Annotated in this window: 19 protein-coding genes; 15 read left to right on the top strand and 4 right to left on the bottom strand. The window is 73.0% G+C overall.

The window, feature by feature from the left end; all coding sequences use genetic code 11:
* From ABZ719_RS18275 to ABZ719_RS18255, 5 genes are all read left to right on the top strand, one after another.
* Positions 1 to 486: flavodoxin-dependent (E)-4-hydroxy-3-methylbut-2-enyl-diphosphate synthase (locus ABZ719_RS18275; protein WP_366726188.1), on the top strand; the 486-nt coding region annotated here is incomplete at its 5' end.
* A 30-nt stretch (positions 487 to 516) separates the two neighbouring features.
* Positions 517 to 2523, top strand: coding sequence for a 1-deoxy-D-xylulose-5-phosphate synthase (gene dxs, locus ABZ719_RS18270; protein WP_366726187.1), 2007 nt, complete (start codon positions 517 to 519; stop codon positions 2521 to 2523).
* Positions 2520 to 3902, top strand: a complete 1383-nt coding sequence (locus ABZ719_RS18265) for an aspartate aminotransferase family protein (protein WP_366726186.1) — start codon at positions 2520 to 2522, stop codon at positions 3900 to 3902. Before dxs ends, ABZ719_RS18265 begins: the two co-directional genes overlap by 4 nt.
* An 88-nt stretch (positions 3903 to 3990) precedes the next feature.
* Positions 3991 to 4614, top strand: a complete 624-nt coding sequence (locus tag ABZ719_RS18260) for an XRE family transcriptional regulator (protein WP_366726185.1) — start codon at positions 3991 to 3993, stop codon at positions 4612 to 4614.
* A complete protein-coding gene (locus ABZ719_RS18255) occupies positions 4611 to 4730 on the top strand; it encodes a DUF6126 family protein (protein ID WP_037864074.1) in 120 nt (39 codons plus the stop codon). The genes ABZ719_RS18260 and ABZ719_RS18255 overlap by 4 nt, the downstream gene beginning before the upstream one ends.
* A gap of 97 nt (positions 4731 to 4827) precedes the next feature.
* Here ABZ719_RS18255 and ABZ719_RS18250 read toward each other — a convergent pair whose 3' ends face one another.
* Positions 4828 to 5625 (bottom strand): tyrosine-protein phosphatase, encoded by a 798-nt coding sequence (locus ABZ719_RS18250; protein ID WP_366726184.1) that lies wholly within the window; start codon positions 5623 to 5625, stop codon positions 4828 to 4830.
* A gap of 336 nt (positions 5626 to 5961) precedes the next feature.
* Between ABZ719_RS18250 and ABZ719_RS18245 the strand changes: the two genes are divergently transcribed.
* Entirely contained in the window at positions 5962 to 6747 is a 786-nt protein-coding gene (locus ABZ719_RS18245) for an SGNH/GDSL hydrolase family protein (RefSeq protein ID WP_037864073.1), read from the top strand.
* 100 nt (positions 6748 to 6847) lie between these two features.
* On the opposite strand, the gene ABZ719_RS18240 is transcribed toward ABZ719_RS18245, so the two are convergent.
* Complete coding sequence (locus tag ABZ719_RS18240; protein ID WP_366726195.1) at positions 6848 to 7459, bottom strand: TetR family transcriptional regulator C-terminal domain-containing protein; 612 nt, start codon at positions 7457 to 7459, stop codon at positions 6848 to 6850.
* A 146-nt stretch (positions 7460 to 7605) separates the two neighbouring features.
* On the opposite strand from ABZ719_RS18240, the gene ABZ719_RS18235 reads away from it, so the two are divergent.
* A complete protein-coding gene (locus ABZ719_RS18235; RefSeq protein WP_366726183.1) occupies positions 7606 to 8799 on the top strand; it encodes an MBL fold metallo-hydrolase in 1194 nt (397 codons plus the stop codon).
* Positions 8800 to 9054: 255 nt separating this feature from the next.
* Here ABZ719_RS18235 and ABZ719_RS18230 read toward each other — a convergent pair whose 3' ends face one another.
* Positions 9055 to 10152 (bottom strand): vWA domain-containing protein, encoded by a 1098-nt coding sequence (locus ABZ719_RS18230; RefSeq protein WP_366726182.1) that lies wholly within the window; start codon positions 10150 to 10152, stop codon positions 9055 to 9057.
* Positions 10153 to 10592: 440 nt separating this feature from the next.
* Between ABZ719_RS18230 and ABZ719_RS18225 the strand changes: the two genes are divergently transcribed.
* The 3 genes from ABZ719_RS18225 to ABZ719_RS18215 all read left to right on the top strand — a co-directional run bounded on the left by ABZ719_RS18225 (position 10593) and on the right by ABZ719_RS18215 (position 14187).
* A complete protein-coding gene (locus tag ABZ719_RS18225) occupies positions 10593 to 12227 on the top strand; it encodes an adenosine deaminase (protein WP_366726181.1) in 1635 nt (544 codons plus the stop codon).
* Positions 12228 to 12379: 152 nt separating this feature from the next.
* On the top strand, positions 12380 to 13429 hold the full coding sequence (locus tag ABZ719_RS18220) for an SAM-dependent methyltransferase (RefSeq protein ID WP_366726180.1): 1050 nt from the start codon (positions 12380 to 12382) through the stop codon (positions 13427 to 13429).
* A 119-nt stretch (positions 13430 to 13548) separates the two neighbouring features.
* Positions 13549 to 14187, top strand: a complete 639-nt coding sequence (locus tag ABZ719_RS18215) for a hypothetical protein (protein WP_366726179.1) — start codon at positions 13549 to 13551, stop codon at positions 14185 to 14187.
* Between the two features lie 166 nt (positions 14188 to 14353).
* Here the strand turns inward: ABZ719_RS18215 and ABZ719_RS18210 are convergent, their stop codons facing one another.
* On the bottom strand, positions 14354 to 15877 hold the full coding sequence (locus ABZ719_RS18210; protein ID WP_366726178.1) for a chitinase: 1524 nt from the start codon (positions 15875 to 15877) through the stop codon (positions 14354 to 14356).
* Between the two features lie 701 nt (positions 15878 to 16578).
* Here ABZ719_RS18210 and ABZ719_RS18205 point away from each other — a divergent pair.
* The 5 genes from ABZ719_RS18205 to ABZ719_RS18185 all read left to right on the top strand — a co-directional run bounded on the left by ABZ719_RS18205 (position 16579) and on the right by ABZ719_RS18185 (position 21243).
* A complete protein-coding gene (locus ABZ719_RS18205; RefSeq protein ID WP_366726177.1) occupies positions 16579 to 18984 on the top strand; it encodes an ATP-binding protein in 2406 nt (801 codons plus the stop codon).
* 116 nt (positions 18985 to 19100) lie between these two features.
* Positions 19101 to 19535, top strand: coding sequence for a roadblock/LC7 domain-containing protein (locus tag ABZ719_RS18200; RefSeq protein ID WP_037864036.1), 435 nt, complete (start codon positions 19101 to 19103; stop codon positions 19533 to 19535).
* Complete coding sequence (locus ABZ719_RS18195; RefSeq protein WP_366726176.1) at positions 19532 to 19909, top strand: DUF742 domain-containing protein; 378 nt, start codon at positions 19532 to 19534, stop codon at positions 19907 to 19909. Before ABZ719_RS18200 ends, ABZ719_RS18195 begins: the two co-directional genes overlap by 4 nt.
* The gene (locus ABZ719_RS18190; RefSeq protein ID WP_366726175.1) at positions 19887 to 20516 is read left to right on the top strand and encodes an ATP/GTP-binding protein; all 630 of its coding nucleotides are present in this window, start codon (positions 19887 to 19889) and stop codon (positions 20514 to 20516) included. The genes ABZ719_RS18195 and ABZ719_RS18190 overlap by 23 nt, the downstream gene beginning before the upstream one ends.
* A 79-nt stretch (positions 20517 to 20595) precedes the next feature.
* The gene (locus tag ABZ719_RS18185) at positions 20596 to 21243 is read left to right on the top strand and encodes a GAF domain-containing protein (protein ID WP_366726174.1); all 648 of its coding nucleotides are present in this window, start codon (positions 20596 to 20598) and stop codon (positions 21241 to 21243) included.
* Positions 21244 to 21475: the final 232 nt, after the last annotated feature.

Below are 21475 nucleotides of genomic sequence, written 5' to 3'. Positions count from 1 at the left end.
TCGGCGGTGGCGTTCGGTGCGCTGCTGTCCCAGGGGATCGGGGACACGATCCGGGTGTCGTTGTCGGCGCCGCCGGTGGAGGAGGTCAAGGTCGGTCTGCAGATCCTTCAGTCGCTGGGGCTGCGGCAGCGGGGTCTGGAGATCGTCTCGTGTCCGTCGTGCGGGCGTGCGCAGGTGGATGTGTACAAGCTGGCGGAGGAGGTCACGGCGGGGCTGACGGGTATGGAGGTGCCGCTGCGGGTGGCTGTGATGGGGTGTGTGGTCAACGGTCCCGGTGAGGCCCGTGAGGCGGACCTGGGTGTGGCGTCGGGCAACGGCAAGGGGCAGATCTTCGTCAAGGGCGAGGTCATCAAGACGGTGCCCGAGTCGAAGATCGTGGAGACCCTGATCGAAGAGGCGATGAAGCTCGCCGAGCGGATGGAGGAGGACGGCGTCGCGGCAGACGCCCCCACCGCCACGGGAACACCGACCGTGACGGTGAGTTGACGTACGGCACGGACCGAGAGGGGGCCCAGCGTGACCATTCTGGAGAACATCCGGGGACCACGCGACCTGAAGGCGCTGTCCGAGGCGGAACTCGGCGAACTGTCCGAGGAGATACGTGACTTCCTGGTGCAGGCGGTGGCCAGGACCGGCGGTCATCTCGGGCCCAACCTGGGGGTGGTGGAACTCACCGTCGCCCTGCACCGGGTCTTCGATTCACCGGTGGACCGCATCCTGTGGGACACCGGCCACCAGAGCTACGTCCACAAGATGCTGACGGGACGTCAGGACTTCTCCAAGCTGCGGAGCAAGGGCGGCCTGTCCGGGTACCCCTCCCGCGAGGAGTCCGAGCACGACGTCATCGAGAACAGCCACGCCTCCACCGCGCTCGGCTGGGCCGACGGGCTCGCCAAGGCGCGGCAGGTACGCGGCGGCGAGGGGCATGTCGTCGCCGTCATCGGAGACGGCGCGCTGACCGGCGGCATGGCCTGGGAGGCGCTCAACAACATCGCCGCCGCCCGCGACCGGCCGCTGATCATCGTCGTCAACGACAACGAGCGCTCCTACGCGCCGACCATCGGCGGCCTCGCCAACCACCTGGCCGCCCTGCGCACCACCGACGGCTACGAGAAGGTCCTGGCCTGGGGCAAGGACGTGCTCCAGCGCACACCCGTCGTCGGCGGCACCCTCTACGAGTCGCTGCACGGCGCGAAGAAGGGCTTCAAGGACGCCTTCGCCCCGCAGGGCATGTTCGAGGACCTGGGCCTGAAGTACCTCGGCCCGATCGACGGCCACGACCTGCGCGCCCTGGAGTCGGCGCTGCGCCGCGCCAAACGCTTCCACGGGCCGGTCCTCGTGCACTGCCTCACCGAGAAGGGCCGCGGCTACGAGCCGGCCCTCGCCGACGAGGAGGACCACTTCCACACCGTCGGCGCGATGGACCCGCTCACCTGCGCCCCCCTCACCCCGTCCGGCGGCCCGTCCTGGACGTCCGTGTTCGGCGACGAGATCGTGCGGATCGGTGAGGAACGCGAGGACGTCGTGGCCGTCACGGCGGCCATGCTGCACCCGGTGGGCCTCGGCAAGTTCGCCGAGCGGTTCCCCCACCGGGTGTGGGACGTCGGCATCGCCGAGCAGCACGCCGCGGTCTCGGCGGCCGGCCTGGCCACCGGCGGCCTGCACCCCGTCGTCGCCGTCTACGCCACCTTCCTCAACCGCGCGTTCGACCAGTTGCTCATGGACGTGGCCCTGCACCGCTGCGGCGTCACCTTCGTCCTGGACCGCGCCGGGGTGACCGGTGTCGACGGTGCCTCCCACAACGGCATGTGGGACCTGTCCGTCCTCCAGGTCGTGCCCGGGCTGAGGATCGCCGCGCCGCGCGACGCCGACCAGTTGCGCGCCCAGTTGCGTGAGGCGGTCGCCGTGGACGACGCGCCGACGCTGGTGCGCTTCCCGAAGGAGTCGGCCGGCCCCGCGATCCCGGCCGTCGACCGGGTGGGCGGCATGGACGTGCTGCACCGGGCGGAGCGGCCCGAGGTGCTGCTGGTGGCCGTCGGCGTGATGGCGCCGGTGTGCCTGCGGGCCGCCGAACTGCTCCGGGCGCGCGGCATCGGCTGCACGGTCGTCGACCCCCGCTGGGTCAAGCCCGTCGACCCGGCGCTGCCCCGCCTGGCCGCCGCGCACCGGCTGGTGGCCGTGGTCGAGGACAACAGCCGCGCCGCCGGCGTCGGCTCCGCGGTGGCGCTGGCCCTGGGCGACGCCGAAGTGGACGTACCGGTACGGCGGTTCGGCATCCCGGAGCAGTTCCTCGCGCACGCCAAGCGCGCGGAGGTGCTGGCCGACATCGGTCTCACCCCGGTCGAGATCGCCGGACGGATCAGCGCCTCCCTGGCCGCACGGGAACAGACCGGGACCGTACCGCCCGGAAGCGGGACCGTACCGGCGTCGGCCGGGACCGTACCGGCGCAGCAAACCGCCGCGGCCGGCGAGGCCGCCGACGCGGCCGGGGACGTCATGGCAGTCAAGGAGAAAACTGAATGACCACGGAGTTCGACCTCGGCGCCCTCCTGGCCGAGCGCGGCGCCGAGCGCTACGAGCTGCACAGCAAGCACCTGAACCACCAGCTGCCGCGCATGCTGCACACCATCGGCTTCGACAAGGTCTACGAACGGGCCGAGGGCGCGCACTTCTGGGACGCCGACGGCAACGACTACCTGGACATGCTCGCCGGGTTCGGGGTGATGGGCCTCGGCCGGCACCACCCCGTCGTCCGCAAGGCCCTGCACGACGTGCTCGACGCCCAGCTCGCCGACCTCACCCGCTTCGACTGCCAGCCGCTGCCCGGCCTGCTGGCGGAGCGGCTGCTCACGCACAGCCCGCACCTGGACCGGGTGTTCTTCGGCAACAGCGGCACCGAGGCGGTGGAGACCGCGCTCAAGTTCGCCCGCCGCGCCACCGGCAAACCGCGCATCCTGCACTGCGAGCACGCCTTCCACGGCCTGACCACCGGCTCGCTGTCCGTGAACGGCGAGGAGGGCTTCCGGGACGGCTTCGCCCCGCTGCTGCCAGACACCGCCATCCCGCTCGGCGACCTGGACGCGCTCGCCCGCGAGCTGAAGAAGGGCGACGTGGCCGCCCTGATCGTGGAGCCGATCCAGGGCAAGGGCGTGCACGAGACACCGCCCGGATACCTGCGGGCCGCGCAGGAGCTGCTGCACCGGCACAAGGCCCTGCTCATCGCCGACGAGGTGCAGACCGGCCTCGGCCGCACCGGCGACTTCTACGCCTACCAGCACGAGGACGGCGTCGAGCCGGACCTGGTGTGCGTGGCCAAGGCCCTGTCGGGCGGCTACGTCCCGGTGAGCGCGACCCTCGGCAAGGACTGGATCTTCAAGAAGGTCTACTCCTCCATCGACCGGGTCCTGGTGCACTCGGCGAGCTTCGGCTCCAACGCCCAGGCCATGGCCGCGGGCCTCGCCGTCCTGTCCGTCATGGAAAATGAGCAGATCGTCGCGAACGCGCGGGCCACCGGCGACCTGCTCAGGTCCCGTCTGGCGGCGCTGACCGACAAGTACGAGCTGCTCGCCGACGTCCGCGGCCGGGGCCTGATGATCGGCATCGAGTTCGGCAGGCCCAGGTCGCTGAAGCTGCGCGGCCGCTGGACCATGCTCCAGGCGGCCCGCAAGGGCCTGTTCGCGCAGATGGTGGTCGTCCCGCTGCTCCAGCGCCACCGGATCCTCACCCAGGTCTCCGGTGACCACCTGGAGGTGATCAAGCTGATCCCGCCGCTCGTCATCGGCGAGCGGGACGTCGACCGGTTCGTGGACGCCTTCACCGCCGTGATGGACGACGCGCACGGCGGCGGACTCATGTGGGACTTCGGAAAGACGCTGGTCAAGCAGGCGGTGGCCAACCGGTAGGCGCTTCGGAGAACGGCGGCGCCCCGCCGCGGTTTGCCTCTGAGGCAAGAAATTTGCCCCAGAGACAAGCCTGCGGCTGAATGGAGGCATGAGCACTCCCGAGTCCGGGCCACCGGCGGGACAGGCCGAGAACCTGCCCACCGTCGCGCCCCAGCTGCGCGCGCTCCGCCGCCGTGCCTCCCTCACCCTGGAGGCCGCGGCCGGCGCCGCCGGGCTGTCGCCCGCGCACCTGTCCCGCCTGGAGACGGGACAGCGCCAGCCGTCCCTGCCGATGCTGCTGGCACTCGCCCGTATCTACGGTACGACCGTCTCCGAACTGCTCGGCGAGAGCGTCGCCGAACGGGACGCGATCGTGCGCGGCGCGGACATGGAAGCCACCCGGGCCGGCGGCTGGACCTACTACCAGGCCGGTTCCGCCGGGCGCGGTATGCAGACCCTGCGGGTGCGGGTGCCGCACGGCTTCCAGGGCGACATCGTACGGGTCCACCCCGGCGAGGAGTGGCTGTACGTCCTCAAGGGGCGGCTGCGGCTGCGCCTGGGCGACACCACGCACCTGCTCGCCCCCGGGGACAGCGCGCACTTCGACTCGCTGACCCCGCACCGCATCGCCGCCGAGGACCCGGACGGGCTCGAGCTGCTCTTCGTCCACACCCTGCTGCAGAGTCCCACGGCCGCGCTGTGCCTGGGCCCCCACACCGGAGAGATGCCATGACCGACATGGAGGAGAAGTTCCCGCGTGCCCTGTGGGTCCGGCTGATCATCTACATCGCCGTCGGACACCTCTTCGCCGCCTTCGTCTGGTTGCTGTTCGAGGTCGGCGCCAAGTGACGCGGCCCGCCGCACGCCACCGGAGACGGGGCTGCGGCGACGCCGCGAGCGTGTCGGCCGGGCGTCGCGGGCCGGGCGCCCGTTCTGTCCTCAGCCCTCAGTCCAGCAGCCGCTCGCGCAGCCGCTGCCTGGTCCCGGGGGCCAGCCGCAGCCCCCGCTCCAGGTAGGCGTCGACCCCGCCCCACGTCTCCTCGATGGTCTCCAGGGCCGCCGTCAGGTACTCGGCGCGCGCCTCGAACAGCGGGCTGAGCAGCTCCATGACCTCGGGGGAGTAGGCCGAGGCGGACGAGCCGCTGCGGTGCACCTTGTAGCGGCGGTGGCGGGCGTTGGACTCCAGGTAGTCAGCGGTGATCGCCTCCCGCTCGACGCCCAGGGCGAGCAGCGTCACGGCGATCGACAGTCCGGCCCGGTCCTTTCCCGCGGCGCAGTGCATCAGGGCCGGGAGGCTGTCCTCGGCGAGCGCGTGCAGCACCTGGGAGTGCTCGGCGGTGCGCCGTGTGACGAGGGTGCGGTAGGAGGCGGTCATCCGGGCCGCGCCCTTGCCGTCGTCCAGGATCGCCCGCAACTGGTCGAGGTCGCCGTCGCGGACCATCTTCCAGAACTCGGCGCCGTCGGCCGGGTCGCTCAGCGGCAGGCTCACGTTGCGCACACCGGGCAGCTCGACGTCCGGCCCCTCCAGCTTCTTGTCGGCCGCGTTGCGGAAGTCGAAGACGGTGTGCAGACCGAGGGAGGCGAGGAAGGCGGTGTCCTCGGCGGTCGCGTGCGCGAGATGCCCGCTGCGGAACAGCACCCCGTGCCGCACCCGCCGCCCGTCCACGGTCGGCAGTCCGCCCACGTCACGGAAGTTGCGCACTCCGGTCAGCTCCGGCTCGGTCGACGGGACCTGCTGCGTCACGGGGACTCCTCCCTCTCGGCCCCGCCACACGGCTCGTCGGCGGGCGCGGTCCCGACGATACGACATGGCTGCCCGGGGCAACATCGTGCGCGGGGCCGGGGTGACGCGGGTCATCGACGGGGACGGGGCGGGCCGTCGACACCGGCCGCCGCGAACCCCATTCTCTTCCCGCGGACCGCCGTGCGCTTCCCGCGCCGCCCCTATTCCCGTGCGGGAGATGATGTTGAAGTGGCCTTTCTCACCGACCGTCAACCCCTGCCTACGGTCGCGTAGGTCACATTGGAAGGTGAATCATGGGCCGACGTGGCAGACGATTCGAAGAGTGACAGCAGATCAGTGATCGGGTCGTACGTGGCGGTGGGGGACAGCTTCACCGAAGGCGTCGGAGACCCCGGCCCCGACGGGGCGTTCGTCGGCTGGGCCGACCGGTTCGCCGTCCTGCTCGCCGACCGGCGACCCGAGGGCGACTTCCGGTACACGAACCTCGCCGTGCGCGGAAAGCTGCTCGACCAGATCGTGGCGGACCAGGTGCCGCGGGCCGTCGAGCTGGCCCCCGACCTGGTCTCCTTCTGTGCGGGCGGCAACGACATCATCCGTCCCGGCACCGACCCGGACGACGTGGCCGAGCGGTTCGAGAAGGCGGTCGCCCGGCTCGCCTCCGCGGCCGGGACCGTGATGGTCACCACCGGCTTCGACACCCGCGGCGTGCCCGTGCTCAAGCATCTGCGCGGCAAGATCGCGACGTACAACGGGCATGTGCGGGCCATCGCCGACCGGTACGGCTGCCCGGTGCTCGACCTGTGGTCCCTGAAGACCGTGCAGGACCGCCGGGCCTGGGACCACGACCGGCTGCACCTGTCTCCCGAGGGGCACACCCGTGTCGCGCTGCGGGCCGGCCAGGTCCTCGGCGTCGACGTCCCGGCCGACCCGGAGCAGCCCTGGCCGCCGCTGCCGCCACGCGGCACCCTGGACATCCGCCGCGACGACGTCCACTGGGCCCGCGAGTACCTGGTGCCGTGGATCGGCCGCCGGCTGCGCGGTCAGTCCTCGGGCGACGACGTGACGGCCAAGGGCACCCTGTCCCCGGACGACATCAGGACCCGGATCGCGTCGGTGGCCTGACGGGCGCGCCGGCCGTCTCAGCGGGTGCCGTTCCAGGGGGGTGCGCCTGCCGGGCCGCGTCAGGGTGTGCGTCCGCAGGGCCGGGGCGTGCGGTGGGCGGTCAGCGTGCCGCGGTGGTCAACGCCTGCCGCTCCACGTCCAGTTCGCGGGCCAGGGCCTCGTCGACCCACTTGAGGGCGCGGGTGCGGGAGACCGTACCGCCGTAGCAGGTCAGCTGGACGGCGAGGCCGTCCAGCAGGGCCGTCAGGCGCAGGGCCGTGCCGTCGGGGTCCGGGCAGCGGAACTCGCCGGCGGCCACCCCCTGGGCCACGACCTCGGTGAGGGCCGCCTTCCACTGCCCGTCGAGGTCCCGGGCCACCTTCCGCAGGGCCGGCTCCCGCAGCGCGGCGGCCCACCCCTCGACCCACAGCCGCCAGCCCTTGGCCTTCCCGGTGGGCGCGTACCAGCGCAGCGCGGCACGCAGCCGGCGCAGCGCCGTGGTGCGCCGGCCGAGCAGTGCGCGCAGGTGCGCGAGGTCGTCCTCGGCCGCGCGGGCGAACGCGGCGGCCACGAGGTTCTCCTTGGTGGAGAAGTGATAGAGCACCAGCGCGTTGCTCACGCCGAGCACCGCGGCCACGTCGGAGATCCGCACGGCCGCCACACCCCGTGCCTCGATCTGGCCGATGGCGGCCCGCAGCAACTCCTCGCGCCGCTCCGCCACGCTCAACCGCATTCTCGCCACGCGGTCACCCTAATGGCTCTTGCCGTGCGGGCAAGGTGTGTGCCCGGCCGGCTGCCCGTCCCGCCCCCCGGGCGGCCGGTGAGCCGCCCGGCGGCCCTCCATAATGGAAAACCTGACCGACCCCACCTGGAGGTAACGTGGCCGGCTTCCGTCCCTCGAGTTCCGGGCTGCGTGCCCTGCGGCCCGAGGCCTTCGGTGTGGACCCCGGCGGTGCGCGCATGGCGCGGATCCGCCGGTCCCCCCACTTCAAGGACGGCGTCTTCCAGAATCCCGGAGGTGAGGCACGGACGCGGCCGTCGGGCTCGCCGTGGGACTTCGCCAAGCTCTACTTCGACAAGGAGCAGCGCGTACGCCGCTCCCCGCGGGGCGGCATCCCGGTGCACGCCACCACGTACGCGGACCTGGCCCGCCCCGCGGCCACCGGACTGCGGGTGACGTGGCTGGGGCACTCCAGCGTCCTCGTGGAGATCGACGGGCACCGGGTGCTCTTCGACCCCGTCTGGGGCGAGCGCTGCTCCCCGTTCCCCTTCGCGGGCCCGCGCCGGCTGCACCCGGTGCCCCTGCCGCTGGCCGCGCTCGGCCGGGTCGACGTGGTGGTCATCTCCCACGACCACTACGACCACCTGGACATGCCCACGATCAAGGCGCTGGCGGGCACGGACACCCTCTTCGCCGTGCCGCTCGGCGTCGGCGCCCACCTCGAACACTGGGGCGTCCCGGCCGGCCGCCTGCGCGAACTCGACTGGCACGAGGCGACCGAGGTCGGCGGACTCACCCTGACCGCGACCCCCGCGCGGCACTTCTGCGGCCGGGGCCTGCGCAACACCCAGCACACCCTGTGGGCCTCCTGGGCCGTCGCGGGTGACGAGCACCGCGTGTACCACAGCGGTGACACCGGCTACTTCGACGGGTTCAAGGACATCGGCGCCGGCCACGGCCCCTTCGACGTCACGATGATCCAGCTCGGCGCCTACGCGGAGTTCTGGCCCGACATCCACATGACCCCCGCGGAAGCGGTACGGGCGCACCTGGACCTCCAGGGAGGCGGCCCGGGCGGTGTGCTGCTGCCGATCCACTGGGGCACCTTCAACCTGGCGCCGCACCCGTGGGCGGAGCCGGGGGAGTGGACGAAGGACGCGGCCGAGGAGGCGGGCCAGGCGGTGGCCTTCCCGCGGCCGGGTGAGCCGTTCGAGCCGGCGGGGGAACTCCCGGTGGAGGCGTGGTGGCGGCCGGTGTCCCAGCCGATCGCGCACCCGTGGCGCCGCCCCCGGATCGCTCGAGGCGTCGCGGAGACGAGCAAGGGCGACCTGGACCTCGCGGGCGAGAGGTGACGCCGGCCGGGGCGGGGCCCGGTGACGGCGTCCGCCCTTCTCCGGGCGTCGTCCGCGGCCGGGGCCGAGCCGCCCGGGGGTGAGCGGCACCCGGGCGGTGCCCGCCGGCGTCGGGCGCGGGCCGTCGCAAGGTCGTGCGGAAACCTGGGACAAGCGTCGCGAGAAGGAGGAAACCGGCCGGGGGCCCGGGCCGGACAGCGCCCCCGCAGGGATCCGCGGGCCGGCGGCACCCCCCGCCCAAGTGGTCCGCGCCTCCTACAGGAGCACGAGCAGCTTGGTCCCGGGGACCAGTTTCCGGTTGACCGAGGTCGACTGGACGAACACGGTGTACGCCGCGTTGCTCCCGGGGGTCACCGTGACCTCCGTCTGCGGCAGGCCGAGGAGCTGCCGGGCCGCGGGGCCGGTGAACACCTTCCCGGTCGTCCGGCCGGTGGCGGGGTCCTTCTCCGCCACGGCGATCTTCTTGCCGGCCTGGATCTTCTCCCGCTTGGACAGCTCGTAGAAGGCGCAGCCGGTCCGGTACGGGTGCCCGGCACTGGTGACGAAGTCACGGATCGACGTCTGCTGGTCCACCGGGATCAGCACGTACTTGCCGGCGTCGAGGGACTGGAGGCTGGACTTCACGTCGTCCGTGCTCAGGTCCTGCCCCATCGCGAAGAGGTTCCTGGTTCCGCGCACGCCCTGCTCGCGGTCGCGCAGGAACCTCGTGGCGGCCGACTTGACGGTGCCGATCGCCTCCTCGACGCCCTGGGCCGAGTCGGCGTCCCAGATCGAGATGTTGCCCGTCGGGAAGCCGTACTGCTGGGCGGTGCGCTTGGCCAGGGAGTTCGGCACCATGATGGCCGAGGTCCAGTGGTCGGGGAGGCTGTTCATCTTCTGGGCGATCCGGTCGCGCCAGGTGTCGAGGACGGCGCGGCCGTCGGGAAGGTGGTCGTGGCGCGAGCCGGTGGTGTCCGCGCCGGACGCGTTCTCCTCGCCGTCGGTGACGACGACCTGGAGGAAGCTGTGCTCGCCGTACTCCTCCCATATGTGGCCGAGGTCGTCCAGCGCCTTGACGGACGCCTGGATCAGCGCGGTCGCGCCGTTCTCCACCGTGTACAGGCCGCGCATGGACGGCAGGTGCTTCACGTCCATGTCCCAGACCAGGTTCTCCACCAGGTGGTCGAAGGCGTAGAGACTGATCCGGGTCTCGTGGCCGAGCCGGTCGGACTCCTCCTGCAGCCCCTTCACGAACTCGTCCACCACGCGGATGAGCTGCTCCGAATGGCCCCTCATCGAACCGGACTTGTCGATGACGAGAGCGACGTGGTTCACGAAGTGCTTCTTGAGGCGGTCCTTCACCGTTGCGCTCATCGCGTCGGTCCCCTTCCGTTCGTCTCCTCCGCCTGGCCGCGTCGGTGCCCTGCGGGGAAGCGGCCTCCTTGGCGGAGGCATGCCTGTTGGTGTCTCGGCCTGATCAAGTCGTCGGGCGCCTGCGTGAACCGCTGACGGACGGTCGCCGCGCACAGCACGGAACGCCCTCCTCCGGCGGTGGACGTCGCATGCCGGGCGCGCGCAACCCGGCAGGGAATCCGGTCCGTTCGGATGGTGGTTCCACTCTACGGAGCACCACTGACAACGCCGGGGGACCGCGGTCGCGGCCGCCTTCCGGCACGGCGCGCAGAGGAGGCAGGACCCGTACCCCCGAAGGGGCGGGCCGCGGGCGGGCGCGCACCCGCCGTCCCGTCACCCTGTCGAGTGGATCTCCGCGCGCTCGCCGGACCGGGGCCGCCCGGGCTCGTGATGATGCAGGCGTGAATACCGAACCCACCAGGTCCGGGCGCCGACGCAGGAGCCTGGTCACGTCAGGTCTCGTGTGCCTCACGGCGCTGTCCACCCTCGCCGCGTCCCCGGCCCCGCCCGCCGTCGCTCACCCGCTGCCCGCCCGGGCCGCCGACGGCGGTACCGCGGCCGTACGACCGCCCACGACCCCGGCGGAGGCCGCCACCGACGCCTACCTGCGCTCGATCCGGCGCGACCCCGGGGCTCTGCGCCGCTTCTTCGAGCGCCTGCCCAAGGGCGGCGACCTGCACAACCATCTCTCCGGCGCGGTCACCACCGAGTACCTCATCGAACTGGCCGCCGAGGACGGGCTGTGCGTGGAGACCGCGACCATGACCGCCAAGGCTCCGCCCTGCGGTCCGGGCACCCGCCCCGCCGCCGACGCCCGCACCGACAGGGCCTTCCGCGACGCGATCGTCCGCGCCTGGTCCATGCAGGACTTCCCGCCCGCCGGCAACGGCCACGACCACTTCTTCGACACCTTCGGCAAGTTCGGCGAGGTGACCTGGCGGCACCGCGGCAAGCTGCTCGCCGACGTCGCCGACCACGCGGCCGCACAGAACCAGTTCTACCTGGAGACCATGGTCACCCCCGCCTCGGACGGCGCGAAGAAGCTGGCCGACCAGGTCGGGTGGGACGACGACCTCGCCGCACTGCACCGCAAGCTCGCGGCGGGCGGCGGACTCGACCGGCTGGTGGCCGAGGCGCGCAAGGAGACCGACGACTCCGACGCCGAGTTCCGCACCACCGAGCACTGCGGCACCACCGCGGCACGGCCCGGCTGCGCGCTGACCGTGCGCTGGATCTCCCAGGTCTCGCGCGGCAGTTCACCGGTGCGGGTCTTCACACAGATGGCCCTCGGCATGCGCCTGGCCGAGCGCGACCACCGCTACGTCGCGGTCAACCTGGTCCAGCCCGAGGACTGGGACAGCTCCCTGCGCGACTACAGCCTGCAGATGCGCATGCTCAAGTACCTGCGCGGCGTCTACCCGCACGCCCACCTCACCCTGCACGCCGGGGAACTGTGGCCGGGCCTGGTCAAGCCCGAGGACCTGAAGTTCCACATCAAGGAGGCGGTGGACGTCGCCGGTGCCGAACGCATCGGCCACGGTGTCGACCTGGTCCACGAGGACGACTGGCAGCGCACCGCCCGCACCATGGCCGCCCGGGAGACCGCCGTCGAGGTGCCCTTCTCCAGCAACGCCCAGATCCTCGGCGTCAAGGGCGCCGACCACCCCTTCGGCACCTACCGCCGCTACGGCGTACCGGTCGTCCTCGCCACCGACGACCCCGGTGTGAGCCGCATCGACATCACCCACGAGTACGCGTACGCCGCCCGGACCTACGCGCTCGGCTACGCGGAGCTGAAGGACCTGGCGCGCGCCTCCCTGGAGTACGCCTTCGCACCCGGCGCGAGCCTGTGGCGGGGCAACCCCACACGCTCCGGGTACGTGGCCGCGGCCGCCTGCCGCGGCACCCGGCCGGGCGTCGACCGGCCTGCCGCCGCCTGCCGCCGCCTGCTGGACTCCAGCCTGAAGGCCCGTCTCGAGTGGCGTCAGGAGACCGCCTTCCACCGCTTCGAGCACGCCTTCGCCCGCCGCGGGTGACCGCGTCCGCCCGGGCCGGCGCCCCGCGCCGGCCCGGGCGGCTCGGGTAAAGTCGGTGCGTCACCGACCGGCTCCGAGCAGGGCCGCACCCAGGGCGTCAGTACCACCGCGGCCGTCGCCGGAAGCCACTCGAAAGCAGGATCCGAAAGCACATGAGCAGGTACGGGTTTCTCGTCTCGCCCTCGCACAACCGCGTGTACGCCCGCTCCGCGCCCGACCTGGCCATGGCGGAACTCCGGGCGTTCGGCGAGACCGTGATCGAGGGCGGTGTCCATGACGTCGCCGTCACCGAGATCGGCGGTGTGCCCTACGTCACCTTCACCGCCGAGCCGCTGTCGGACACCGCGGTCAGCCTGCTGTCGAACCTGTCCTCGCTGTACGCCCTCTTCACGGTCGAGCAGCCGGACGTGCTGCGCCCGGTCGTCAAGAAGCCCCTCGACCTGTTCAGCAGCGACCTGCTCACCATCCAGAAGTACGCGGGCAAGACGAACGAGGACTTCACCAAGCTCCTGGTGAACGTGACCGCGCTGGCCACGGACACGCCGGGCGGGCTGCTGACCGGCGAGATGCGCCTGTTCGACCCGATGTGCGGCCGCGGCACCACGCTCAACCAGGCCGTCATGTACGGCATGGACGCCAGCGGGCTGGACATCGACCCCAAGGACTTCGACGCCTACTCGGCGTTCTTCCGCACCTGGCTGAAGAACAGCAGGCTCAAGCACCACGCCGAGACCGGGACCGTCCGCCGCAACAAGGCGACCCTGGGACGGCGGCTGCAGGTCGGCCTCGGGGCGTCCAAGGAGCTGTACCGCGAGGGCAGGACCATCGACGTCACGGTGGTCAACGCGGACACGCTCAGAAGCGGCGACTTCTTCCGCCGCGGCGAGTTCGACCTCATCGTCACCGACGCCCCGTACGGCGTGCAGCACGGCAGCCGCCCGCACGGCGGCGGCAACGCGGGCCGGCTCTCCCGCAGTCCCGTCGACCTGCTGGCCGCGGCCGTCCCGGTGTGGGAACCCCTGCTGCGGCCCGGCGGTGCCATCGGCATCTCCTGGAACACGCTGGTGGCCGGGCGGGAGCAACTGGCCGGGATCCTCGCCGGCCACGGGTTCACCGTCCGCGACTCCGAGGCGTACCAGGGCTTCGTCCACCGGGTGGACCAGGCGATCAACCGGGACATCATCGTGGCCCGCAAGGACTGAGCCCGCCCGGGCGGGGGGTGCGGGGTGCCGGTGTCACCGGGCCGGCGGCGGCCGGGTCGCGTGCCGCGTGGACAGCGCCGACGATGAGGGCAGGACTCCCCCCACCCGAAGGACGGGCCATGCATCTCCCGCCTCGCGCAGGCCTCGCCGGGCCGCGCCCCATCGCCCTGGCGGTGGCCGTACTGACCTGCACGCTGGCGGCCGGCACGCTGACCGGATGCGGTGGCGGCAACGGCAACGGCAACGGCTCGGGGTCCGGGCGCACCCCGAGCGCGCCGGACACGGCCTCCTTCTCCGCCGGGACGCTGCCCTCCGCGCTCGCCTCGTCCGCGTCGGCGGCGGTCTCCTCCGCCCGCGCGTCGGCCTCGGCGGCGGCGTCCTCCGCCAAGGCGCGCGCCTCCGCGTTCGAGGCGTCGGTGTCGGCGGACACCGCCCGCGCCGCCGCGGCGGCCGAGAAGGAACTGAAGGGCGTGCACGGCAGGGGCAACGCCGTCTCCGAGGTCGGTGTGACCGGGCTGCCCAAGGACCGCACCGGCGGGGTGCTCGCCGTCCTGGTCACCATCACCAACAAGACCGACCGCAAGGCGTCGTACGCCGTTCAGATCGACTTCGTCGACGCCGGCGGCAAGGTGGCCGAGACCCGGTACGTCGGGGCGCAGGACCTGGAACCGGGCAAGAAGGCGCAGCCGATCGCCTTCAGCCGCCGGTCGCAGGAGGAGAAGCTGACGGCTCGCCTGACGAAGGCCCAGCGGTACTGATCCGGCGCAGGCCCGGCGGTACTCGTCCGGCCCGGGACCGGTGCTGCTGATCGCGCGGTCGCCCGGCGCTGCCGAGAGCAGGGGCGCACGCGAGTGGCCCGGAGGCCGCGCCTGTGCGGGGCGGGCTCCGGGCCACTCGGCTCATGTGCGGGGCCGGGGGCGGGGTTCAGCAGGCGCCGAGGTCCTGCCAGACGCCCCACTCGCCGGTGGTGCCGGGCTCCTCGCCCGTCGTCCACCACTTGGCCTTCCAGTTGTGGCCCTTGTACGACACCTGCTGGCCACCGGTGTACACCGCGGACTTGGACCACGGCGCGGCGGTGCACTGGTTGCCGTTGCCGCCGGTGACGGTCAGGGCGTACGTCGCCGAGTGGCTTCCGGAGGCGCTCGAACCGGTGACGGTGAGGGTGTAGGTGCCCGAGACCGCGGCCGAGGTGGTGGCGAGGGTCAGCGTCGCGGATCCGCCCGCCGTGACCGAGGCCGGGCTGAGCGAGGCGGTGACGCCCGCGGGGGCGCCGCTGACGCTCAGGCCGACCGTCTGCGCCTTGCCCTTGGTCACGGCCGTCTTCACCGTGGCGGTGGTGGACTGGCCCGCCGTCACGGTCCCGGAGGACGAGCCGAGCGTCACCGAGAAGTCGTCGGCCGGGGCGGTGCTGCCGCTGGTGAACGGCTCGAAGATGTGGGAGAAGTCCCAGGTGTTCTGCTGGATGCCCGAGCAGTTGTCGGCGGCGGCGCCGCCCGCGCAACTCCCGTTGTCCCGCTGGAGCGCCCAGAAGGACAGCATGTTGATGCCCTTGGAGACGGCCCAGTTGTAGACCGTCGTGGCGTTGGCCAGGCTGAAGGTCTCGGCCGGCCCGAAGTCGTCGACGCCGGGCATCTCGGTGACGCCGACCATGCTCCACAGCTGCGCGGAGGTCTTGTTCGGGTAGAGCTGGGCGAGCGTGTCGACCAGGCCCTGGGCGGCGGTCTGGGTGTCCTTCGCCATGTCGTGGGACTGGTTGTCGTAGTAGTCGAACGTCATGAGGTTGACGACGTCGACCCGGGTGCCGTTGCTCACCGCGTTCTGCAGCAGCTTGACGCCGTTGTCGGCCAGGCCGTGGGTGGTGGTCGGCACGGTGTAGGAGAACTCCACCTTGCGCCCGTTGGCCGCCGCCCAGTCCTGGACCAGCTTGATCGCCTTGTTGCGGCGGTCGATGCCGGCGGCGTTGTCGATGGAGTCGGCCTCGATGTCCATGTCGAGCCGCGAGATGTCGTAGGTCGTGATGACCTTCTCGTACGCGGCGGCGATCTGCTGGACGTCGGTGCAGCTGTCGGCGATCTCGGTGCCCGTGGTGTCGGCCGTGTAGCCGCCGAAGGACGGGATGACGTCCCCGCCGTTGGCCTGGATCGTCTTGATGTCGCTGCCGAAGGTCGAGGAGGAGACCGGCATGCCGCTGTCGCCGTTCCAGTACGGCGTGCAGGAGCCCTTGGAGGCGGTCTGGAGGAACGCCATCGTCAGGTGTTTGGCACCGGACTGGGCGGCCAGGGCGGCCGGGCTCTCGCCGGTCCAGGCCTCGAAGTAGGGGGCGAAGACGTGGGCGGGCAGCGGTGTCGCCGCCTGTGCCGTGCCGGTGCCCGTCAGGGCGAGGCCGACCGAGGCCGCCGTGGTGACGGCCGCGGTGAGGACCGCGCGGAAGGAACGCATGAGTCTCATGTCAGTCCCGGTGTGAGGAGGTGGGGAGTTCGCCGATTCCCGTACGGAGGAGAGGAGTTGATGCGTATGGGATAGCGCCCGCCCACCGGGTGGGTCAATGGTCTGGACCAAAATGGGACTAGACCAATCCGGCGGGTTTGCGGTCCTCCGCCTGAACAGGGCCCGCCGCGGCCGACTGGACCACGGCGGGCCCCTTGGGGCACGGCGCCGGACCCCCGGCGCTCTGCCGCCCGCCGCACCGCGGCGCCGGCGGGCCGCCACGGGGCGGGGGCCGGCGGGCGGCGGTGCCTGGTCCCGGGTGTCGCGGTCGGGTCGCGATGGCCCGCCGTGCTGCGGTCGGCGGTGCCAGGTCCCGGGTTGTTGTGGTTCGGGTGCTGCGGTCAGGGCGCCACGGGCGGGTGTCACGGGTCGGCCGCTGAGGGGTGGCCGTCGAGGCTCGGCCGCTGGGGGCCGGCCGTCGAGGGCCGGGCGCCGACGCCGGGTTTTCGGTCTTCCGTACGACGCCTCATACCAGAGCGGGACGCTCCCCGGGGGATTTCGCCGACTGCTCATCGCACATGAGGCATCGGTGACTACTGTGAGTGTCCGCCGGACGACGTAGAGGCGCTCTCCATGGCCTGGCCGACCGGCACAGCGATGGCGCATGCCCGCTCGCGCCCCCGCGCGAGCCCCCAGGCCCGACGGACCAGTACGAGGAACAGATGTCTCACCTCCGCGCACCGGCCGCCCGTGCAGACCGCCGTGAGGGCGGACGGCACGGGCGGCCGGTCGCCCGCCCCGTCCCCTCGCTGCCCGAGACCCGCATACGGCCCCAACTGCTGCGCCTCGCGGTGCTGCCGCCGGTCGCGGTGGCACTCGGCGCGGGCGCGGCCGTGCTCTTCACGGTGCGCTCCACCGGCGCACGGCCCGGCCCCGCCCTGTGGGCGGTGCTGGCGGGGGCGCTGGCGGTGACGCTCGCGGGCATCACGGCCGCCGCCGTCGCCGCCGGGCGTGCGGCCAGGTCCGTGCACGAGCGCCTCGACGCGCTGCGCCGCGGCACCGCGCGCCGCGAAGCCGACCTGCACGCGCTCGTCGACTCCCTGCGGCACGGTGAGGCCCCGCCGCAGCGCACACCGCGCGGCGGTCCGCCCGCCGACGCCGACGAGTTCGAACTCCTCGCCGCCGACCTGGCCCGCGCCCACGAGGGCGCGGTCACCGCCGTCGTGCGGGCCGCCCAGCTCTCCAGCCAGGCGGGCAGCGAACAGAAGCTGGAGGTCTTCCTCAACCTCGCCCGGCGCCTTCAGTCCCTGGTGCACCGTGAGATCTCCATCCTTGACGAGCTGGAGAACGAGATCGAGGACCCTGAGCTGCTCAAGGGTCTCTTTCACGTCGACCACCTCGCCACGCGCATCCGCCGCCACGCCGAGAACCTGGCCGTCCTCGGCGGTGCCGTGTCCCGCCGCCAGTGGAGCCACCCCGTCTCCATGACCGAGGTGCTGCGCTCCGCCATCGCCGAGGTCGAGCAGTACTCGCGGGTCAAGCTCGTCCCGCCGATCGACGGCCGGCTGCGCGGTCACGCCGTCGCCGACGTCATCCATCTGCTGGCCGAACTCGTCGAGAACGCCACGGTGTTCTCCGCACCGCACACCCAGGTCCTGCTGCGCGCGGGCCTTGTGACCTCCGGGCTCGCCGTGGAGGTGGAGGACCGGGGACTGGGCATGCCGGTCGGCGAACAGGTGCGGATGAACGCCCTGCTGGCCGACCCGGACCAGGTCAACGTGGCCAGCCTGCTCGCGGACGGCCGCATCGGGCTGTTCGTGGTGTCCCAGCTCGCCCGGCGGCACGGGATCACCGTCCGGCTGCAGACGAACATCTACGGTGGTGTGCAGGCCGTGCTCGTGGTGCCGCAGGCACTGCTCGGGGCGGAGACCGGGGCGGGAGCAGAGGGGGAGGCGGGGGCCGGCGCCGGGTCAGCGGGGTCGGCACTCGCCGCTCCGGGCGGCGGGGCCGGGGTGCGGCCGGGTGCACTTTCCCGGGACACGGAGACGCGAGCCGGTGCCGAAAGGCCGTCGGGTGCGGACGTGCCACCGGGCGCCGAGGCGCGAACGGACGCGGCGAGCGCGGTGCCCCAGGCTCCGGTACCGCCGCCGTACCCGACCGCCTCCGCCGCGCCTCCCGCCGACGCGTACCCCGCACCCTCCGGCCACGAGGCCGCGCCGGCCGTCGTGCCGCCCGGCCATGACGCCTTGGCACCCTCCGTACCGGCCGGGCAGGACGGCAGCGGGACCTCCATGCCTTCCGGACGCCACGCCCTCGCGGTCCGCGCGCCCTCCGGGCAGGACGGCAGCGGTCTGACCGCCGTACCGTCCGGGCAGGAGGGTTCCGTGACCCCCGTACCGCCCGGGCCGGGTGGTCGCCCGCGTTCGGCCCTTCCGTCCCGGGCCGACGGCACTTGCGCGGACGGGCCGTACGCCCCGTCCGGCGGGGGCGAGGGGCCCGCGCCCCTGCCGCGGCGCGGTGCCGGGCAGGGGCGGGCGAACCCGGCGGAGGCGGTGCCCGGCATCCGTCCCGAGGACCGGGCCGCCGTCGCCGAACACGCGGGGGTCCTGCCCGTTCCGCGCGGGGACGGCATGGTGCGCGGCACCATGGACCGGCCGCCCCAGCTGCCCCGGCGCCGCGCGCAGGAGCACATCGTGCCCCAGTTGCGCGGCGGCCCGGCGGCGCCCCGGCAGGACAGCGAGGACGTCGCGGTCCACGACCCCGGTCTGATGGCCGCCTTCCAGCGCGGTATCGGACTCGCCGAGACCCAGCAACGCCGGGCTCCGTTCCTGCCGGACCCGGTTTCCCCGGCCGGCCCCGGCCTCCCGTCCGCCGCGGCCTCCCCGGACCCGTGGGTCTCCCCGGACCCGTGGACCCCGCCGGATCTGCCCGGGGCCGCGCCGACGGGCGCGCACGCACCGCAGGAGCCGCCCGTGGACGAGGAACCGGACGAGTCACCCGTCCCGCGCCTCGCGCCGCCCCCGGACACGGACCCGTCACCGGCCGCGTCACCGATCCCGCCGTCACCGGCTCAGCCGCGGCCCGCGTCACCGGCCGTGCGCCACGACGGGAGCCCACCCGCCGGATGACCACCCCTGCCGTCGCGATCACCCCCGCACCCCCCACCGCTTCCCCTCTCACCCCCACCGCCACCCCCGCCCCCAGCGGTCCCGCAGACCTGCGTACCCCAAGGAGTCGATCCACCATGGCGAGCGATGCGCCGACCGGCCATGTTTCCGACCTCGACTGGCTGATGAGCGGCCTCGTGCAGCGCGTACCGCACACGACCAGCGCGGTCCTGCTGTCCTGCGACGGGCTGGTCAAGTCCGTGCACGGCCTCGACCCCGACAGCGCCGACCACATGGCCGCGCTGGCCTCCGGCCTCTACTCCCTCGGCCGCAGCGCCGGCATCCGCTTCGGCGACGGCGGCGACGTACGGCAGGTCGTCGTCGAACTCGACTCGACCCTGCTGTTCGTCACCACCGCCGGCTCCGGCACCTGCCTCGCCGTGCTCGCCGGCCGGGAGGCCGACGCGGCGGTGCTCGGATACGAGATGGCGATGCTGGTCAAGAGCGTCCGCCCCTACCTGGTGACCGCGCCCCGCCAGCACAGCGCCGAACCCCCGGCGCTGAGGCCTTGAGCGCGGCGACGGCCGGTGACGGGCCCTGGCTCGACGACGCGGCCGGGCGGCTGGTGCGCCCCTTCACGGTCAGCAACGGCCGTACCCGGCCCACCGTCGCGCTCGACCTCATGTCGCAGGTGATGGCGACCGGGGTGACGCCGCTCGGCTACCTCGGACCCGAGCACGGCCAGGCACTCGACCTGTGCCTGTGCCCGGTCTCGGTGGCCGAGGTGGCCGCCCACCTGAAGCTGCCGGCGGCGGTGGCCAAAGTGCTGCTCTCCGACCTGGTCGACTGCGGCGCCCTGACCACCAAACCGCCCGTCACCCACCACCACCCCACCGACCGGGCTCTTCTGGAGGCAGTGCTCGATGGACTACGACGACAGCTCTGACTACGACGACAGCCGCGAGGGCCGCAGCGATCCCTTCCCCACCGCGCTCAAGATCCTGGTGGCGGGCGGGTTCGGGGTGGGCAAGACCACCTTCGTCGGCGCCGTGAGCGAGATCGCGCCGCTCAGCACGGAGGAGCTGCTCACGACGGCGGGCGCGGACACGGACAGCCTCGACGGCGTCGAGAACAAGGTCGAGACGACCGTGGCGATGGACTTCGGACGCATCACCCTCGATCCGCGGCACGTGCTGTACCTGTTCGGCACACCAGGCCAGGAGCGGTTCTGGTTCATGTGGGACGAGCTGTCGGAGGGCGCCCTCGGCGCCGTGATCCTCGCCGACACCCGCCGCCTGGAGGAGTGCTTCGCCGCCGTCGACTTCTTCGAGCGGCGCGGCCTCGCCTTCATCGTCGCCGTCAACGAGTTCGACGGCGCCCACCGTTACGCCCCGCAGGAGGTCCGCGCCGCGCTCGACCTCGCCCCGGAGATCCCCGTCGTGCCCTGCGACGCCCGCATCTCCAGTTCGGGCGTCCAGACCCTGCTGACCCTCGTACGCCACCTCATCGCCCACGCGCCCGCGCCCGCGCCGAGTCACGGCGCCCACCTGTGATGCCCGACCCCATCCCGTCCCGGAGCCCGTACATGACACGCCCGTACCCGACACACGCCCCCGGCGCCGGAGTCCGGTCATGACCTACGACCCGCCCCGCCCGGCAGGTCGCCTGCTGCTCACCCCGGAGGACAAGGAAGCGCCCGTCCGGGCCCGGCGGTTGCGCCGGCTGGGGCTGGGCGAGCGGGCCGAACCCGCTCTCGACGCCTTCGCGGACCGGCTCGCCGGCCGCACCCGCGCGCCCTACGCCATGGTCAACTTCCCCGGTGAGCACGGGCAGTTCTTCGCCGGTCTGCACCGGCCGTCCCGCGACGTCCTGGACGTGGACGCGCCGGCGCCGGTCGCGGCGGGGGTACCGGCCGGTCCCGGCGATGCGGCAGGCGGGGAGGGGATCCGGCGGGAACTGGGCCGCCGCCTGGCCCGCGACCACGGGTTCTGCCCCCACGTCCTGGCCCGCGGGAAGGCGCTGGTGCTGGAGGACGTCCGTGACTACCCGCGCTTCGCGGGCAACGCGGTCGTCGACGAGTTCGGCATCCGGTCCTACCTCGGGGCACCGCTCCTCGACAGCGCGGGCATGGTGCTGGGGACGGTGTGCGTCGTCGACGTCGAGCCGCGGCCGTGGGGCCGGGAAGGGCTCGACACCATCAAGGCGGCGGCGGACGAACTGAGCCGGCGGCTACGGCGGCGCGAGGCGGTGGACGGCCCCGACGGCCCGCTGCCGGGCTGAACCGGTGAGGGGTCCCGGGGTTCGCCGGCGGGCGGAACGGCCGGGGGGTCCCGAAGGTCCGCCGCCGGGCTGAACCGGCCAGGGACCCCGACGGCCCGGCCGTGTCGTGGGCCGCTTCCGGACCGCGTGAAGGAAAGCTGTGGCCGTGATTAAGAAATCCTCGATGGACCGGCGCACCCCGCGTACGGCAGATTGCCTGGTGATTCCACCCCCTCGTCCCGGATGCGGGTCC

This window comes from Streptomyces sp. NPDC006743, assembly GCF_040703815.1.
GTDB lineage: Bacteria > Actinomycetota > Actinomycetes > Streptomycetales > Streptomycetaceae > Streptomyces.
This window is presented reverse-complemented; position numbering and strand designations above follow the sequence as displayed.

Excerpts from the sequence above, each read along its gene's own strand:
- ABZ719_RS18210 (WP_366726178.1), bottom strand. The coding sequence starts at position 15,877 with ATGAGACTCATGCGTTCCTTCCGCGCGGTCCTCACCGCGGCCGTCACC.
- ABZ719_RS18220 (WP_366726180.1), top strand. The coding sequence starts at position 12,380 with ATGAGCAGGTACGGGTTTCTCGTCTCGCCCTCGCACAACCGCGTGTAC.
- ABZ719_RS18205 (WP_366726177.1), top strand. The coding sequence starts at position 16,579 with ATGTCTCACCTCCGCGCACCGGCCGCCCGTGCAGACCGCCGTGAGGGC.
- ABZ719_RS18215 (WP_366726179.1), top strand. The coding sequence starts at position 13,549 with ATGCATCTCCCGCCTCGCGCAGGCCTCGCCGGGCCGCGCCCCATCGCC.
- ABZ719_RS18200 (WP_037864036.1), top strand. The coding sequence starts at position 19,101 with ATGGCGAGCGATGCGCCGACCGGCCATGTTTCCGACCTCGACTGGCTG.
- ABZ719_RS18265 (WP_366726186.1), top strand. The coding sequence starts at position 2,520 with ATGACCACGGAGTTCGACCTCGGCGCCCTCCTGGCCGAGCGCGGCGCC.
- ABZ719_RS18240 (WP_366726195.1), bottom strand. The coding sequence starts at position 7,459 with ATGCGGTTGAGCGTGGCGGAGCGGCGCGAGGAGTTGCTGCGGGCCGCC.
- ABZ719_RS18255 (WP_037864074.1), top strand. The coding sequence starts at position 4,611 with ATGACCGACATGGAGGAGAAGTTCCCGCGTGCCCTGTGGGTCCGGCTG.
- ABZ719_RS18190 (WP_366726175.1), top strand. The coding sequence starts at position 19,887 with ATGGACTACGACGACAGCTCTGACTACGACGACAGCCGCGAGGGCCGC.
- ABZ719_RS18230 (WP_366726182.1), bottom strand. The coding sequence starts at position 10,152 with ATGAGCGCAACGGTGAAGGACCGCCTCAAGAAGCACTTCGTGAACCAC.
- ABZ719_RS18185 (WP_366726174.1), top strand. The coding sequence starts at position 20,596 with ATGACCTACGACCCGCCCCGCCCGGCAGGTCGCCTGCTGCTCACCCCG.
- ABZ719_RS18260 (WP_366726185.1), top strand. The coding sequence starts at position 3,991 with ATGAGCACTCCCGAGTCCGGGCCACCGGCGGGACAGGCCGAGAACCTG.